Source organism: Clostridium zeae, from assembly GCF_017312485.1.
Taxonomy (GTDB): Bacteria; Bacillota; Clostridia; order Clostridiales; family Clostridiaceae; genus Clostridium_AR; species Clostridium_AR zeae.
On the sequence record NZ_BMBA01000007.1, the window covers coordinates 25724 to 40844 of the forward strand.

General features: G+C 28.5%; 14 protein-coding genes. 10 read left to right on the forward strand and 4 right to left on the reverse strand.

Features of this window, described 5'->3' with window-relative positions; all coding sequences use genetic code 11:
* Window positions 1-94 precede the first annotated feature (94 nt).
* Together J3477_RS21350 and J3477_RS21355 are read right to left on the reverse strand one after the other, a co-directional pair.
* Window positions 95-319, reverse strand: a complete 225-nt coding sequence (locus J3477_RS21350) for a hypothetical protein (RefSeq protein WP_206872238.1) — start codon at window positions 317-319, stop codon at window positions 95-97.
* 823 nt (window positions 320-1142) lie between these two features.
* Window positions 1143-2870, reverse strand: a complete 1728-nt coding sequence (locus tag J3477_RS21355) for a methyl-accepting chemotaxis protein (protein ID WP_206872240.1) — start codon at window positions 2868-2870, stop codon at window positions 1143-1145.
* A gap of 635 nt (window positions 2871-3505) precedes the next feature.
* Between J3477_RS21355 and J3477_RS21360 the strand changes: the two genes are divergently transcribed.
* The 8 genes from J3477_RS21360 (at window position 3506) to J3477_RS26455 (ending at window position 12135) form a co-directional block, all read left to right on the forward strand.
* On the forward strand, window positions 3506-3700 hold the full coding sequence (locus J3477_RS21360) for a hypothetical protein (protein ID WP_206872242.1): 195 nt from the start codon (window positions 3506-3508) through the stop codon (window positions 3698-3700).
* 279 nt (window positions 3701-3979) lie between these two features.
* A complete protein-coding gene (locus tag J3477_RS21365) occupies window positions 3980-5266 on the forward strand; it encodes a helix-turn-helix transcriptional regulator (RefSeq protein ID WP_206872244.1) in 1287 nt (428 codons plus the stop codon).
* Window positions 5267-6268: 1002 nt separating this feature from the next.
* Window positions 6269-7441 (forward strand): S53 family peptidase, encoded by a 1173-nt coding sequence (locus J3477_RS21370; RefSeq protein ID WP_206872246.1) that lies wholly within the window; start codon window positions 6269-6271, stop codon window positions 7439-7441.
* A 157-nt stretch (window positions 7442-7598) separates the two neighbouring features.
* Window positions 7599-7745, forward strand: a complete 147-nt coding sequence (locus J3477_RS21375; protein ID WP_206872248.1) for a hypothetical protein — start codon at window positions 7599-7601, stop codon at window positions 7743-7745.
* Between the two features lie 375 nt (window positions 7746-8120).
* Window positions 8121-9311, forward strand: coding sequence for an MFS transporter (locus J3477_RS21380; protein WP_228731333.1), 1191 nt, complete (start codon window positions 8121-8123; stop codon window positions 9309-9311).
* Window positions 9312-9509: 198 nt separating this feature from the next.
* Window positions 9510-10205: an SIMPL domain-containing protein gene (locus J3477_RS21385; RefSeq protein WP_206872250.1), complete on the forward strand. Its 696-nt coding sequence runs from the start codon at window positions 9510-9512 to the stop codon at window positions 10203-10205.
* Between the two features lie 281 nt (window positions 10206-10486).
* A complete protein-coding gene (locus tag J3477_RS21390) occupies window positions 10487-11257 on the forward strand; it encodes a SatD family protein (RefSeq protein ID WP_206872251.1) in 771 nt (256 codons plus the stop codon).
* Entirely contained in the window at window positions 11257-12135 is an 879-nt protein-coding gene (locus J3477_RS26455) for a DUF3307 domain-containing protein (protein ID WP_206872253.1), read from the forward strand. The genes J3477_RS21390 and J3477_RS26455 overlap by 1 nt, the downstream gene beginning before the upstream one ends.
* On the opposite strand, the gene J3477_RS21400 is transcribed toward J3477_RS26455, so the two are convergent.
* Complete coding sequence (locus J3477_RS21400; RefSeq protein ID WP_206872254.1) at window positions 12128-12514, reverse strand: SatD family protein; 387 nt, start codon at window positions 12512-12514, stop codon at window positions 12128-12130. The two genes, J3477_RS26455 and J3477_RS21400, sit on opposite strands and share 8 nt — an antisense overlap.
* A gap of 408 nt (window positions 12515-12922) precedes the next feature.
* On the opposite strand from J3477_RS21400, the gene J3477_RS21405 reads away from it, so the two are divergent.
* Window positions 12923-13207 carry a phage holin family protein gene (locus J3477_RS21405; RefSeq protein WP_228731335.1) on the forward strand — a complete coding sequence of 95 codons (285 nt, stop codon included), beginning with the start codon at window positions 12923-12925 and terminating at the stop codon, window positions 13205-13207.
* A gap of 19 nt (window positions 13208-13226) precedes the next feature.
* Entirely contained in the window at window positions 13227-14483 is a 1257-nt protein-coding gene (locus J3477_RS21410) for a siderophore synthetase (protein ID WP_206872255.1), read from the forward strand.
* Window positions 14484-14688: 205 nt separating this feature from the next.
* Here the strand turns inward: J3477_RS21410 and J3477_RS21415 are convergent, their stop codons facing one another.
* Window positions 14689-15006, reverse strand: coding sequence for a DUF6483 family protein (locus tag J3477_RS21415; RefSeq protein ID WP_206872256.1), 318 nt, complete (start codon window positions 15004-15006; stop codon window positions 14689-14691).
* Between the last annotated feature and the right edge of the window lie 115 nt (window positions 15007-15121).

The following is a 15121-nucleotide window of genomic DNA, read 5'->3' on the forward strand; positions in this document are numbered from 1 at the left end:
AATTAAGAATTGAATGTTTGTATATCCGGAAAATACTGCTATTTTTAATAGCAGTATTTTTTCCTGTTAAGCAAGAAATGTAGAAGTTAAAATATTATTCCCATTCTTCTATGTTTTCTGCACCATCAAATTGTTCAACTGCCCATTCTATAGCCTCAGTACTATTTTCAAATCTTTTATGAGTGTTACTTACATAGGCATACGCAGGATTATCATCAGCTGATTGTATTGTGATGTTTTTATCCTCACCGATAATCTTTACTTCACCATTTGTTTCTAAAAAGCCGCTTAAGCTTTCTATTAATTCATTCTCATCCATTAATATCATCCTTTCTTGGTAATAATTTGATGATTTAGTTAGCAATAAATATTATTGTACATATACCCATATGATTATTCATTCTAACTAAAAATAAATTTATTTTGTGAAAATGTATACATTAAAGACCGTATTGCCTTCATTCAAATCTTGAATTTTAAAATCTGCTTATTGCGTTAAGAGAAATTTTGGAAATTGACATGAACTTGAAGCAGAGTATCTTTAATAATAATAGGTATGCAGTGTCATAGTTATATAGTCCTACAAACATAAGAAAAATGAAAAACAATTTTAAATTATAGATGAATATAATTAAAATTTAAGATGTTTCTGTTAAAAAGTAAGACCATATTATATTGGTTAACTATATTTAATAAAAAAACTAGAATAAAATGAATTATTACTGAATTTAAATATTACGAAATAAGGCTTTCATGCATATAATAAATATCAATGAAGAATTTTACTATGAAATTTATTGAAGTATCCTATATTCAAAGTTATTAAGCACAATTGACGAAGGAAATTAGCATGTCATGAAAATTTAAACACCAGAAGAGATCTTTAGGAGAGAGAGATTATGTTAATGTATTGTTACATTATAGGGATAATATTATCAAGTATTTTTGTTTTTACTTTAGCTAAGGCATCGGTGAAGAAAAATGGTAGAGGGTAATATATTTTTTTTGGGTGAAATCAATCTTAAATAAATTTAATTAAAAAATGCAGTTAAAAGCATTTGTAAAGTTAATATTTTTTAATCCGAATTAAGTACAGGCCATGCATAAGCAAATCCATTGTTTACGCACGGCCTTTATTTAAATTATTCAACTTTAAACTTATTCACAACATTGTTAAGTCTATCAGTCATATCCTTAATATTATTCATATTTATTTTTACTTGGTACATAATAGCAGCTTGTTCTTCAGTTGAAGCAACTGCTTGTTGAGCACCAGCACTAAAACTTCTTGATATATCATCAAGATCATGAATCCTATTTAAAGAATCTTTGCAAGTTTTCTCAATTATGTATATAGAACTAATAATTTCTTTTATTTTAATGTTAGTGTCAATGCTTGATTCTTGAAGATCTGATAAATAACTATCAACTTTATTTACAGAAGCTACACTTTCATTTGCATGATTCACACCTTTTTCAATAGCTTTCATAGCACTTAGGATTTCATTTTGCATAGAATTTGCAATTTCACTTATTTGACTGCTTGCATTACTGGATTGTTCTGCTAAATCTTTAATCTCATTTGCAACTAAGGCAAACCCTTTGCCTTGCTCTCCAGCTCTAGCGGCTTCAATAGCAGCATTGAGTGATAATAAGTTAGTTTGACTAGTTATTTCTGAAATAGTTTCACTAAATGCATTAATCTCTTTTGATTTGCTATCAAGTTCTTTAATAATCATGGCTGTGGTTTCTATAGTGTCTGTTACTGTGGTTACTTTTTCTATAGAAGTTTTAAATAGATTTAGAGCGGCATTTGTATTATTTAGCGATGTGTCAGATGAAGAAGACACGATGTTAGCTTTTTGAACTGAATTTTCAACTTGCCTGAAAACTTCATCCATTGTTGTTGCAACCTGGTTAATGCGGCCTGTTTGCTCTAGGGAACCAGTAGCTATTTCATTTATAACTTGAGTAATTTCTTCTGCTGTATTACTTGTTTCACTATAACTTTTATGCATATCAGTTATTTCAGCATTTACTTCTCTAGTATTATTTTTTATCTCATTTGTGATAACAGAAATGTTATTAACCATTTCCCCGAAGGACTGCGTTAAATCGCCGATTTCATCATCACCGGCTTTATCAAATTTTACTGTAAGATCACCATTTTTTATTAACTCAGCTTTCCTTTTAAGCTTATTTAAAGAGCGTACTAAGAAAATAGAAAAAATTTCACCGATAATTATTCCAAGTACAATTATTAGGACTACTAGAATGCAGAGATTAAATTTAAATTTATTAAGTTGATTAACCATTACATTAGCATCGAAGTCAGCTGCAAGTACGCCAACTATATTCCCAGAAGTATCTTTAATTGGGATATAGGCAGAAATAAGATTTCCCCATTCATCTGAATGAAATTCAAAGCCTAATGTACCATTAAAACTTTCATTTAAAACGTTTGTAATTGAATCTTCTTCATCACCTAGAGCAGAAAAGTTTTCGTCATCTTTAGGCGTACCATCAACTACATATATGCATTTATTATCATTGGTCTTACGCATTGTATATAGATATTTCAAACCAGTGGATTTTCTTATATCGCTTAGATGTAATTGAAGATTTTTATAATAGTCCGAATTCATATCTTCTTTATTACGAAGGTTGTTAAATTTTTTTACATCAACTGTATTCAAAATAGATTTAACTATATTTAATGCTGTATTACCTATTGTAGTTTCTATATTCTCTTTTGTCTTATAGTAAGTAAATATACCTACTGACAGTGAAGAAAATAGGATGAGAATAATAAAACCTCCTATAATTTTATGACGTATTGATAACCCCTTTTTATGTAAGTACAGCCTCATGTTTATGACATCCCCCTAATACTAATTATCGTAAGTTGCAATACCATATATATCATAGCAAAAAATGATATTATTTGACAGTTTAAAGTGAAAGGCAATATCATTTTTTAAATTTTATTTAAATTCTGTATACAAATCTGTACAATTTAGATCAAAAAACTATTTTTAAAATTATTCTTGTTTCTGATAAGAGAACTTGAAAATATAAATTTTATAATTACATAGTTCATTCTGTATGAAATAGATAACTAATAATTATTTTAAAATATCTTAATAATAATTAATTACAATAAATATAATATAGAGAAATATATGTACAATAAAATGAAGACTAAAGTATTATAAGTTAAATCAAGCTTAATAAGTTATTAACTAAGTTTATTTGAAAATATAAGCTCAATATACAAATAATTTATAAAAATACATTACTAGAAGGATGTACCGTTATATACTTAAGAAATTGCCACTAAACTAAAGTTCTTTAGAGATGTAGTAAAGAATTTATGCAGAAGTTTTTGAAACTGAATTATTAAAATGGATAAATTTTTTTGAATAAGATTTAATCTGTTTTACAACACAGCACATATAAGATGTAACATAAATGATCTAACATTTCAAAAATAGAGGTGATGGGTATGGCGAGAAAGGAAAAAGTTTATGATATAGAAAATATTTTATTTCTGTATCAAAAGTATGGTTCGTTAAATGCAGTAAGAATGAGAACAGGATATGGATCGCAAAAAATTAAAGAAATACTCATAGGAAGAGGAATAGAATTAAAAAAATATATACCTGAGAGATGGGATTTTAAAGAGAAAATAAAATATTAAGAATGTATAGGGATGATGGTAATTGCTTCATCCCGATTTTTGAATAATGAATTTTGCTATATATTGGGTGAAATTATATGACATTGATACACTAAAACTTATTTATTGATATATTTTTTTTGATGAAATATTAAAAATGAACTTTTTTTTATAAAAACAGTTAAATTCAAATAAATTAATAAAAATTTCTACGTTTTAATGCCTTTTTATGAAAAAATATGTATAATTATTAGTGGAAGTACTAAAAAAAATTAACATAACATTTAAGAGGTGATCAAATTGAATTTCTATTGTCCTAGTCAAAAAATAAAAATTATGAGAAAAAGATTTCATATGAATCAAATGGAGCTAGAAGATACAAAGATGACTAGAGCTTTTATCAGTATGATGGAAAGTGGAAAAAGAAAGGTGAGTAGGGGCAGCTCCAAATTGCTATCACAAAAATTTAATAGCAAGGCAAAAGAACTGGGACTGGAATTAGGTTTAGACGATGAGTATTTTTCAAGAAAGCCTTATGAAGATGCAAAGATTTACTGTGAAAATGAATTACTCAAAGAAAATAATCATGAGCAGTTAGAAGAATTGTTAAATATAGCGTTGGAGTTTAAGTTAGATTATACTTCTGCGAAGGTATATATAAAAGAAGGAGATAGATATTTTTCTGAGCAGGAGTACAAGATAGCTTTTGTAAATTATGTGAATGCTTTAGGCAAGCTAAAGGAGCTTAAAGAAAATAAAGAACAATCATATGTTTATAATAAGATTGGACTTTGCAAGATAAATATCAAGGAATATGAGGAAGCAGTATTTTATTTTAATCAAGCAATTAATTATGCTAATGAGATAAAGGATGAGCTATCTTTTGCTGAAGCTGCATATAATCTAGCTTTAGCTTATTCGTATATGGGCGATCATACAAAAAGTGTAGAAATATTAGATAAATTTATTTTAAGTTCCAGTATTTTTGAAAAGATTCATTTTAATTTTAAAATGAATCTTAAACTCTTAAAAGCAAAAGAAATTTATAATTCAGGAAGAAAGGAAAAAGCTGTAGAAGAGTATATTTCACTAATTGAAGAACTTCAGGATAAAAATGATTTTATATTATCAAATGTGTATAGTCTTTTAGGTGAGTATTATTTTGAAATTTCTAATTTGCATGAAAGTTTAAAATACATTAATAATGCACAAAGATTGAAGGGGAAATTGGATAAGGGATCTTTACCAAACACCCTAAAAACAAAAGCAAAAATATTTTTTAAACAAGGATTATCTGATGAAAGCATTATGATACTGGAGCTTGCTATGAATATATCAGAAGAACTTAATGATTTTAACATGCTTATATCTATCTATAATGAGTTGATAAAGATTTATAGAGAAATCAAAGATGCTGATAGAATTATTGAAACATCAAATAATCTGATTGAAATTCTAGAAAAAAATAACCTTGAGCAAGGAAAAGATATTGCATTATGCAATCTAATGGAAGTTGCAATAAATCAAGGAGATAGTGAACAAACAAATGAAATCTTAAGTAAGTTAAACGTTTTGCTTGGAAGATAGAGGTTCTGACATATAAATGACACAAAGAGTATTTATAATCAGAATTGTAGAGTTTTTCATGATCTCCTTATAAAAGCATTTTCACTTCGGTGAGAATGCTTTTTTTTGTATAAAAAAGTATAAAATCTTTATGTTAACTAGGCATAGGGATTTCAACAGTTTTGCAAGGTTTTAATCAATATATAGTTAAAAAAATTAGTCGTATATATTTAATTTAGTAGATTGTATGCTAAAGAATATTAGAAGAGCATATAATTAAAATATAGCAAAAATATTCTAATAAGAATTAGTACTACGTTGTAATAGCAAAAGACAAGAGAGTATATCTTAAATAAAATACTCGTAAATGAGTATATTAATAATAAAATACCAATTCAAAGTTTTGCCATTAAATTGTCACAAAGCAGATATATAATAAACTTGTAAAATTTTTTTCATAGAACTCCTTTTTACAGCACCTTCATGAATTTGGAGGTGCTTACCATTTGGACAAGACTTTACTTATTATAAGTAAAGTCTTGTCCATTTTAAAGGACATTTCTCTCTTAATCGTAAAAATGTTTAACTAAGTAATTCATAACAAACTGACTTGATATGTGGCAAAATTACCAAAACAGTGAATTTGTTTAATAAGATCATATATTTATTGAATGAATCAGCTATAGGTATAGTTTTGGAAACGTATAGATTATTACTTTATGAAATAAATTGAGATATAGTAAAGAATATATACATTGTAATTTTTTGTATGTATAATATATACATATTGAAGTGTTTGTTACTTATATTTATATGTATAAGTAAAAAGTAACTAATGCAAAAAATTATTGTGGATATTGTATGTTTGCCTTGGGGCTTATTTGGTGGACAACATATATCTGCTATCTAAACCGTAATGTTAGCTTATGTTTTTACTACTTAATTTTTTAAATTTTATGGATTATAGAAGGAATAAACATTAGGTTAGCCTTACGTAAAAAAATATAAAGGGGGTTCATTATTATGAACAAATCATTAAAAAAGCTTATGACAGTAAGCCTTATCCTTGCAACGGCAGTACTGCCAACTAACACTTTGTTAAAACTTCCAGCAGAAGGAAGTATAAATCTACAAAACACTTGGACAGCGCAATCTTTAATTAAGTTAAAGAATTCTGCAGCTTTAGCAACTCCATCTGGATTTACACCTTCACAAATCAGAAAAGCTTATGGGGTTGATAAAGTAACTGCTACAGGTGCGGGACAAACTATAGCTATTGTAGACGCATATGGAAGTCCAACTATGCAAAATGACTTAACTGCTTTTTCAAACCAATTTGGACTACCTCAAACAACTTTAACAATTGCGTATCCAACTGGTAAACCATCAAAGACTGATGGTGGTTGGGCGCTTGAAACTGCTATGGATGTTGAATGGGCTCATGCTATTGCGCCATCAGCGAAGATACTTTTAGTCGTTGCAAAATCTGCAAGCACATCTGATTTAGTAGCTGCAATAGATTATGCAACAGCAAATGGAGCTACAGTAGTATCTAACAGTTGGGGAGGAAGCGAATTTTCTAGTGAGGCAAGTTATGATAGTCATTTCAATCATGCAGGAATCTCATATTTAGCATCTTCTGGTGATAACGGAGCAGGAGCTTCATGGCCAGCTACTTCTCCTTACGTGGTATCAGTTGGAGGAACAACATTAAAATTAGATGCAGCAGGAAACTATTCAAGTGAAACTGCTTGGTCAGGTTCTGGTGGAGCAACAAGTAGTTATGAAGGTATCCCTAGTTATCAAAGTAATTGGACTAGCGTTGTGGGAACGCATAGGGGGGACCCAGATATTTCTTGGCTTGCAGATCCTAATACAGGTGCAGCTGTTTATAGTACAACAAGATATAATGGACAATCAGGATGGTTTGTAGTTGGAGGAACAAGTTTAAGTGCACCTTCATTAGCAGGTGTAATAGCATTGATTAATCAAACTAGAGGCGCATCACTTTCAAGTTTAGAAGCATTAAGCAAGTTCTATAGTGTAGCGGGTATTTCAGGAAGCACTGGTTATTCAACAAACTTCCATGATATTAATTCAGGAAGCAATGGAGGATATAATGCTGCGAATGGTTTTGACTTAGTTACAGGAATAGGTACTCCTAAGGTTGATCAACTAGTAAATAACGTTAAGTAAAATATACTTATTGATTAAGTTATTAAGGATATTAAGTAGCTTGTATGTTTAAAGAATTCATACAGGCTACTTTTAAATTTAAATAAAAATTTTATTTACTGAATGTGATGTATATGGTAAAATTAGTATATATTTTTATGAATTGGAGGTGAAAGATATGGTGTATTTCTTTTTAGACAATAGTATTTTGGATAGATTGCCTTTGTCATTATCTGGAATAACAAATGCTGATTTTAGATTAAAGGGACAAGTCTGCCCAAAATTGAATATTGTGCTTAAAAGCAGCGCTGTATCTTTGCCATAAGAATAAACTTTAGTTTTACCCAGGCGAGATTAGTTGCCTGGGTTTTTTCATGTTTAATTTTAATTATCAAATCTTACATTTGATAATTAAAGGATCTTAAACTATTTGAATTTCTAGTATTTGAGGTCTTTTAATTACGGAATCTCCCTGGCAAGAAATTGTTAAGGGAGATTTTTACGTTTAGATAAGTATTACTGGCGAATATATTTTGCTTTTTTAACGTATCACCTAAAAAGCTATGCCAAAGCACAGAAATAACTAGGCTTAGCTAGATTGAAAATTTTACACCTTTCTTTACAGTAAAAAATTGACTATATTTATGGAAACTGTGAATTTCAAATTACAATAAACTAGCTGATTATAGGAGGAATTAATATGAATTATAAAAATAGATTAAGAAAAAATGTTGGAAAGAATTATTTATTTATTCTTTTAAATAACTTTAGTTTTACTAATGGTATATGGATGATATATTTAGCTTCAAAAGGATTAACTTTGACAGAGCTTGGCTTGATAGAAGGTATATTTCACATTACTTCGTTTTTTATGGAGATACCAACTGGCGCAATTGCTGATATATGGGGCAGAAAAGTAAGTAGAATATGCGGACGAATGGTGTCTTTATTGTCTTCTGTAATAATGTTGTTTTCAAATAACTTCCTTGGGTTTACAATAGCCTTTATAATTTCTGCGATATCATATAATTTAGAGTCAGGGGCAGGTGACGCACTGGTGTATGATTCTCTAAAAGAGATTGATGAAGATAAGAAATATATGAAGATCTCTGGTTTGAATGAGCTTATAATGCAAGTGGCCAGTACCGGTGGATTAATAATAGGAGGATATTTATCAAAATACGATTATAAATACGCGTATATAGCCGCTATAATAATAGGTCTAATTAATTTTATACACTGCTTTTCATTCACTGAGCCTAAGCTTGAAATGAAAACGGAACATAAAAATTTAACCATTTTAAAAGAACAAGTTGTTGAAAGTTATAACATAATAGTTTCAATCAAAGGCTTAGGGTTTCTTTTAATTTTTTCACAAGCTATTTTCATGTTTAATACAAGTATTTTCTTTTATTTTCAAAACTACTTATTGGATAATGGTATATCACAGGATAAAATAGGAATTATTTTAGCTTTAGCATCTTTAGGATCAGCATTAGTTGGTGCAAATGGATATAGAATTGAGAGAAAAATTGGGCAAGTAGGCATAATTGCTGTTGTACCTATTCTTATATCTGTATGTATATGGGGCGCTGCGTTAAGTAAGTATTATTATATATTTTTCATAGCAGTTAGTTCTATGGAATCACTTATTTATGTTGTAGTAGGAGATTACATTAATAAACTTATACCTTCAGAAAAAAGAGCTACTATCTTGTCAATGGGAAGTATGATTTTTAGCGCATACATGATTTTAATTTTTCCTTTGATAGGAAAGATAGGTGATATGTATACACTTAAAACTTCTTTTCAAGTTATTGCGTTTATAGCAACAGTTATGTCTATAGTTAGTGTTTTCATTTTTCGCCGTAATAACAAAAAAGAAATATAGTAAATAAAATCACTATATTAATAAGATAACAATAAGTATGGCATGTAATCACGATTATTGATTTTTTATTTTATAATAAGCATGAATAACTACTTTTTGTTGAAATTTGAACTCTTTCAAAGAAAATGCATAATATATAAAATGATAAGGTAAGTATTGTGAAGCTTTACTTACTCAGTAATTTTAGAAGGTGAAACAATGTATCCAGAAGGATATGGAAATGCATTTTCAAGCAGATATAATTATCTAAAAGGATTTGATGGTAATGAAGTTTTTAACAATGTACTTAAGGTTATAGGGAACGGAACTATAAAGGTTAGACCTGATATTGCAGAAATAACCCTCGGAGTTATCACTGAAAATGAAAGTCTGAAGACAGCACAAAAAGAAAATGCCGAGATTACAGTAGCTGTTTTAGATTCTTTAAAGAATAGTGGAGTAGCAACAAAAGATATACAAACAGAAAGCTACACAATAAACACTAAATATGATTATGTAGATGGTAAACAAGTTTTTAAAGGTTATGAAGTGAGAAACTTTTTAAGAGTAATAATTAGAGAAGTAGGTAGGGTTGGAATAATAATTGATTCGGCAGTGGAAAGCGGAGTAAATAATGTTGGAAATATAAGCTTTACTATACAAAACCCATCGAAGTATTATTCTGAAGCATTAAGATTAGCAGTTGAGGATGCTCAAAAAAAGGCAGTTGTTATAACTAGTAAGCTTAATGTAAAGATATACGAAATTCCTATAAGAGTAGTTGAATTAACTAATGAGGAACAAGGGCAAAGACCAATGGCTTTTAAAACTAGTATTGCCGTAACTACACCTATTGAAGCTGGTGAGAACGCAGTAACTGCATCAGTTGAAGCAGTATTTCTATATGCTGAATAGTATTTTTTGAGGAAAATTTATTAATAAAATTAGAATCAGGTAATCAGTAGTAATATGTACTGATTACCTTATTTTTTTACTGTGTAGGTTCATAAATATTAATAATGAAATTGGGAGGTATTGTCTAATGTGTTCATAAATAGGTATAATTATAAATATAACTTTAAGATATAGAAAGATGTAACATCTTAATGTAAATAAGTTTTAATAACCTACTTTGTTTAGATTTAGAATTGAAATTCTAAGGAGTACATTTTAAGATAGAAAGGATAGCTTATTGTATGAATATATATAGCGTTATAAACATGGATATTGTGGGATCAAGAGAAATTGAAGGTAGAGCTGTAATACAAGAAGAACTTAAGCAATATTTTAGGCAGTTATATATTGAAAACAGACATTTACTAGTAGCACCCATTACGTTTACTTTAGGAGATGAATGGCAGATTGTTTTAAAGGATCCTAAAGAAAGTTATAATATGTTTTTAAAGATAAAAGATTTTCTTTTAAACCGTAATATTAATTGCTATTGTGGAGTGGGCATAGGTTCAATAAGCACTGAAGAATCTGAAGATACTAGAGAAATGGATGGGAAAGCTTTTATATATGCTAGAAAAGCTCTTATGTGTGCCAAAGAGACAAATATTTTTTATAATAAAATACTTTATACAAAAGATTGTAAGATTATTTTTATGGGAGATTCCATTAAGGTTAGTGACTCAATTAATGATCAAAAGCTTTCCTCACAGCAGCAATTAGAAGTAGCAGTGACTTCAATAGATGAAGAGTTTGGCATAATTGATGCTTTAAATGCTTTAATTCAGAATAACGAAATTTTGCAAATTAATATGACAGAAAAGCAAAAGGAAATCATTAATTTATATGAATCTTTAGGATCATATGCAGAAATTGAGAAAAAACACCCACAGTATACAAAATCAAGCATTTCACGTAAACTTTCAGCTGCAAATTATTTCTTAGTATCACATAATAGAAATATTATAAAAGGTCTTTTATCAGAATATTGTAAGATGGTGAAGGAGCAAAGCTAATGGATATAGAACTCATATTAATTGCAATACTGAGTCATAATATTTTTGATTTCATATTACAAATTGAGCTTTTTCGGTGTTACCGATTTCCAATTTGTAGGGGTGATGGGAGAGACTTTAAACGTAAAAAGAACATATATAAGATTATAAAAGGTAATTTAATGCATACATGTAGTCACTTTCTAGGGCTTTGCTTAATCATATTTTTTATAAACTTAATTAAGAATGATCCAGTAATTTTTCCTATAAGCAAAATAGTCTTAATTTGCTTGGCTCATTTTATTATAGATTTGATGAAATCATTCATATATTTATTTCGGACAAGCACACAGAATAATATATGGATATTCTTAATAGATCAGTTCCTGCATCTAATAGTAATCTCGCTTGTAATTTATGACTTTGATATCATATATCTTATAAGACAGTTAAAGAATAAGCTTTTGACATACCCAAATAGTTTTAATTTAACTGAGAAAGTTTTAATTACTTCCATAATATTTATTGTGGCTACTTGGGCAGTTGGTATTTTTATCAAGGTATTTATTAACTATATAAGTTCTGAGGCGAATAAGATTAATATAACTGAAAATATAGGAAAGAACATTATTGGCAACAATGGAAGTATTATAAAAATTGCATCTTCTGAAGCTAAAAATGGGGGATATTTAATAGGTATATTAGAAAGAATACTGATATTGGTAAGCATAGCTATGAATTATCCTGTAATGATTGGCTTTGTCCTTACAGCTAAATCAGTTGCAAGATTAAAAAAGCTATCTAATGACAGTTTTGCAGAATACTTTATTATTGGTACTTTCTTTAGCTTCATAGCTGCTGTAATAGGAGGAATCATTATAAGAAGTCTATTTAACTAACTAAAACAACTAAAGAACAGTGGTTTTTCTTCGCATATTTTATAGCTTTTCTAGCAAGGTGAAAAGAAGGACCATCTAATTGATTTACTGTAAGTTCAAAATTATTAATTGTAATTTCACCGATGCCTATACCAGTATAAAAGGCTACGGATTCGGGTAAGTTTTGTCTAAAAAAACTTATTATCTTATCATAAGGGGCATCTTTCTGTAATAATCCTTCCCATTCATCGCCAAGAGTTATTAGAAATGGAGAGGCGATTATATCGCTAAAAGTTGCATTACATTTTTTTAAAGCATCTATTAGTAATCTCTGAATTTCATATCTATTTTCTATGTTTTTAGAATCTTTTAAATCAAAAATCATAGTAATATAGCACATATTTCCTCCTATAGAGTATATTGTAAAAAAGAAACCCTCGCATAGTTGATGTTTTAATAGCAACTTTACAAGAGTTGTAATTTTTATACTAACTTTGAAGTGTAATAATATCACACTTCATTATATGAAATTTCCACAATATTGTACCACCTGAGTAGGTGATATAAAACGAAAATTTATAGTAAATATATACTAAGTAATTATATTACAATTTATTATGAAATTTAGATGCATAGACAAATTGTGTAACTAATTTTGGTAATATTGTTTATTTATGCAATATATGATAGTATGAACTTGAAGAGAAAAAGACATTGATTAAAGCTAGTTCTTTAAGGATTAATTTGATGAAAAAATAAACCATAAAAGTGGTTCATCTATATATTTTAATAAAAGGGGGGGAATAAAGTGGATATAGAAAAATTTGTTCCTGAACAGTTGATGATTTTAGTGGCGGCATTATATGTCATTGGAATGTGTTTAAAAGCTACACCCAAAGTGCAGGATTGGTTGATTCCTTGGATACTTATAGTGATTGGGATAATTGGATCAATAGCGTTGCAACAAGGGTTTACTGCACTAGCATTTTTTCAAGGGATAGTTTCTGCAGGGTTAGCAGTTCTTAGTAATCAACTAGTGAAGCAAACTTTAAATAGGAATGATTCTAGCAATAATAGTAATGATAAAATGTAGAAAGTAAGGCGAATTTATTATGAGGTTTAAATCGGAAGCTTTTGACGTATTTCAATTTTTATCAGAAGAGTATAAATATAATGACCATCAACTTCATTGCGTATTACAATTTAAAGGTAAACTTGAGGAAAGAACTCTAGAAAGAGCAATAAATTTAAGTTTTAAGGCAATACCGATACTCTCAAGCAAATATGCAGAGAGTACAAAAATGTCTTATTGGGAAAGTTGGCATTTCGAAAACGCCAACAATTATTTGATGGTTACCAAGGATAAAAGTAGCTTTGATGACTTTATTGTTTTACGTACTGATGAGTTTAAGGGTCCCCAAGTGAAATTTTGTTTATACGCAGAGGATAATTGTATGCTAGCAGTATTAATGAATCATATGATTTGTGATGCTGCCGGATTTAAACAGTATATATATCTATTAAGTGACTTATATTCAAAATTATCAAAGGATATTGATTATGTGCTAGACAAGAAATTAAATGGAACAAGAAGCATTAATAGAATTACTGATAACATTTCTAATTTTACAAAAATGAAAATTTTAACCTCAAGAAAGATAGTAAGCAATAAAACCGGTCACCTAAAGTTTCCTCTAAGCTATAGTACTGATAAAAAACCTTTCATTAAAAAGTATGTAATTTCAAAGGATAGATTTATTAAAATTAAAGAATACTGTCAAAAAAATAATTTTACCATAAATGATGTTTTTTTAGCTGCATATTATAGGGTTATGTTTAATAGACTTAAGCTAAAACCGAAGGATAATCTAAATATAGCAATAATGATTGATATGAGAAGACATCTAAAGAATAGAAATATTGATTCACTTTGCAATCTTGCTTCATCGGTTGTTACTGGAATTGAGTATTGCGAAAAAGATGATTTATTTCAAACAGCCAGTAAGGTGAAAAATGATGTGGATTTAAAGAAAGATAGTCATTTGGGTATAAAAGGATTTTTGGAGATAGAGTTAGCATTCAAGTTTTTGAGTTATAAGACTATAAAAAAGATATTAAAAAAACATTTTAATAACCCGGTGTTAGGGATGACTAACATAGGTGTAATAGATAAGAGTAAACTTAAGTTTAGTCACACAGAAGTTGAACAAGCTTTTATGTGTGGATCAATAAAATATGCACCTTATTTTCAACTAGCCTTAAGCAGTTTTGATAATACAATCACTTTAACAGTAAATCTTTTTGGAGATATGAATGATCAATTAGCTGTAAATGATTTTTTACAACAGATTGTAGATGAGCTTCCATAAATATGACTAAATTAAAGTATCTATTCTAAACATAGGCTAAATATTTAATTAAAAAAATATAATATCGTTTGATAAGCTATAAAAATTACTAAAATATGAAATGAATATATAAAATTATTAAAGCCTCTATTAAAAACACTACTGTTTTTTTTAGAGGCTTTAAGTGAGTTATAATATCCTAAAATAAATATATTATTAATTAAAATTAATCAAAGTTTAGTGAATTAATGTCATTAAGACCCTGGTAAACTTCTTCTCTAGAAAAGTTGTTTTTTATTAAATCCTCATCACTTTTCTCTAAAAGCATGTTATAAAACATAATACCAGCATCTTTTATTGATTTAGTCTTATTTTTCTCTAACTCTTCAAAAAGTAGATTCTCAGCTTTATTATATTCACCTTCATAAACCATGCGCTTTAGCAATAATTGAAGTAAATCAGCAGAACCCATATTGTTTAAATCTGAGTTATCCATAGCTTTTGCTTGTTTTTCATCATCTTTCTTTGATCTTAAAAATCCCATAAAAACACCGCCATCTATATTTATTATATATTTATAAAGCTTAGAAATTTAGTACTTACAGTTGTTGGAAGACGTAAGTTCAACATATTTAGACTAAAGATAGTTATTTGTTTAG

What these genes read in the sequence shown, in the direction of transcription:
- J3477_RS21350 (WP_206872238.1), bottom strand. Translation starts at nt 319, where the DNA reads ATGGATGAGAATGAATTAATAGAAAGCTTAAGCGGCTTTTTAGAAACA.
- J3477_RS21355 (WP_206872240.1), bottom strand. Translation starts at nt 2,870, where the DNA reads ATGAGGCTGTACTTACATAAAAAGGGGTTATCAATACGTCATAAAATT.
- J3477_RS21360 (WP_206872242.1), top strand. Translation starts at nt 3,506, where the DNA reads ATGGCGAGAAAGGAAAAAGTTTATGATATAGAAAATATTTTATTTCTG.
- J3477_RS21370 (WP_206872246.1), top strand. Translation starts at nt 6,269, where the DNA reads ATGAACAAATCATTAAAAAAGCTTATGACAGTAAGCCTTATCCTTGCA.
- J3477_RS21375 (WP_206872248.1), top strand. Translation starts at nt 7,599, where the DNA reads ATGGTGTATTTCTTTTTAGACAATAGTATTTTGGATAGATTGCCTTTG.
- J3477_RS21380 (WP_228731333.1), top strand. Translation starts at nt 8,121, where the DNA reads ATGAATTATAAAAATAGATTAAGAAAAAATGTTGGAAAGAATTATTTA.
- J3477_RS21385 (WP_206872250.1), top strand. Translation starts at nt 9,510, where the DNA reads ATGTATCCAGAAGGATATGGAAATGCATTTTCAAGCAGATATAATTAT.
- J3477_RS21390 (WP_206872251.1), top strand. Translation starts at nt 10,487, where the DNA reads ATGAATATATATAGCGTTATAAACATGGATATTGTGGGATCAAGAGAA.
- J3477_RS26455 (WP_206872253.1), top strand. Translation starts at nt 11,257, where the DNA reads ATGGATATAGAACTCATATTAATTGCAATACTGAGTCATAATATTTTT.
- J3477_RS21400 (WP_206872254.1), bottom strand. Translation starts at nt 12,514, where the DNA reads ATGTGCTATATTACTATGATTTTTGATTTAAAAGATTCTAAAAACATA.
- J3477_RS21410 (WP_206872255.1), top strand. Translation starts at nt 13,227, where the DNA reads ATGAGGTTTAAATCGGAAGCTTTTGACGTATTTCAATTTTTATCAGAA.
- J3477_RS21415 (WP_206872256.1), bottom strand. Translation starts at nt 15,006, where the DNA reads ATGGGATTTTTAAGATCAAAGAAAGATGATGAAAAACAAGCAAAAGCT.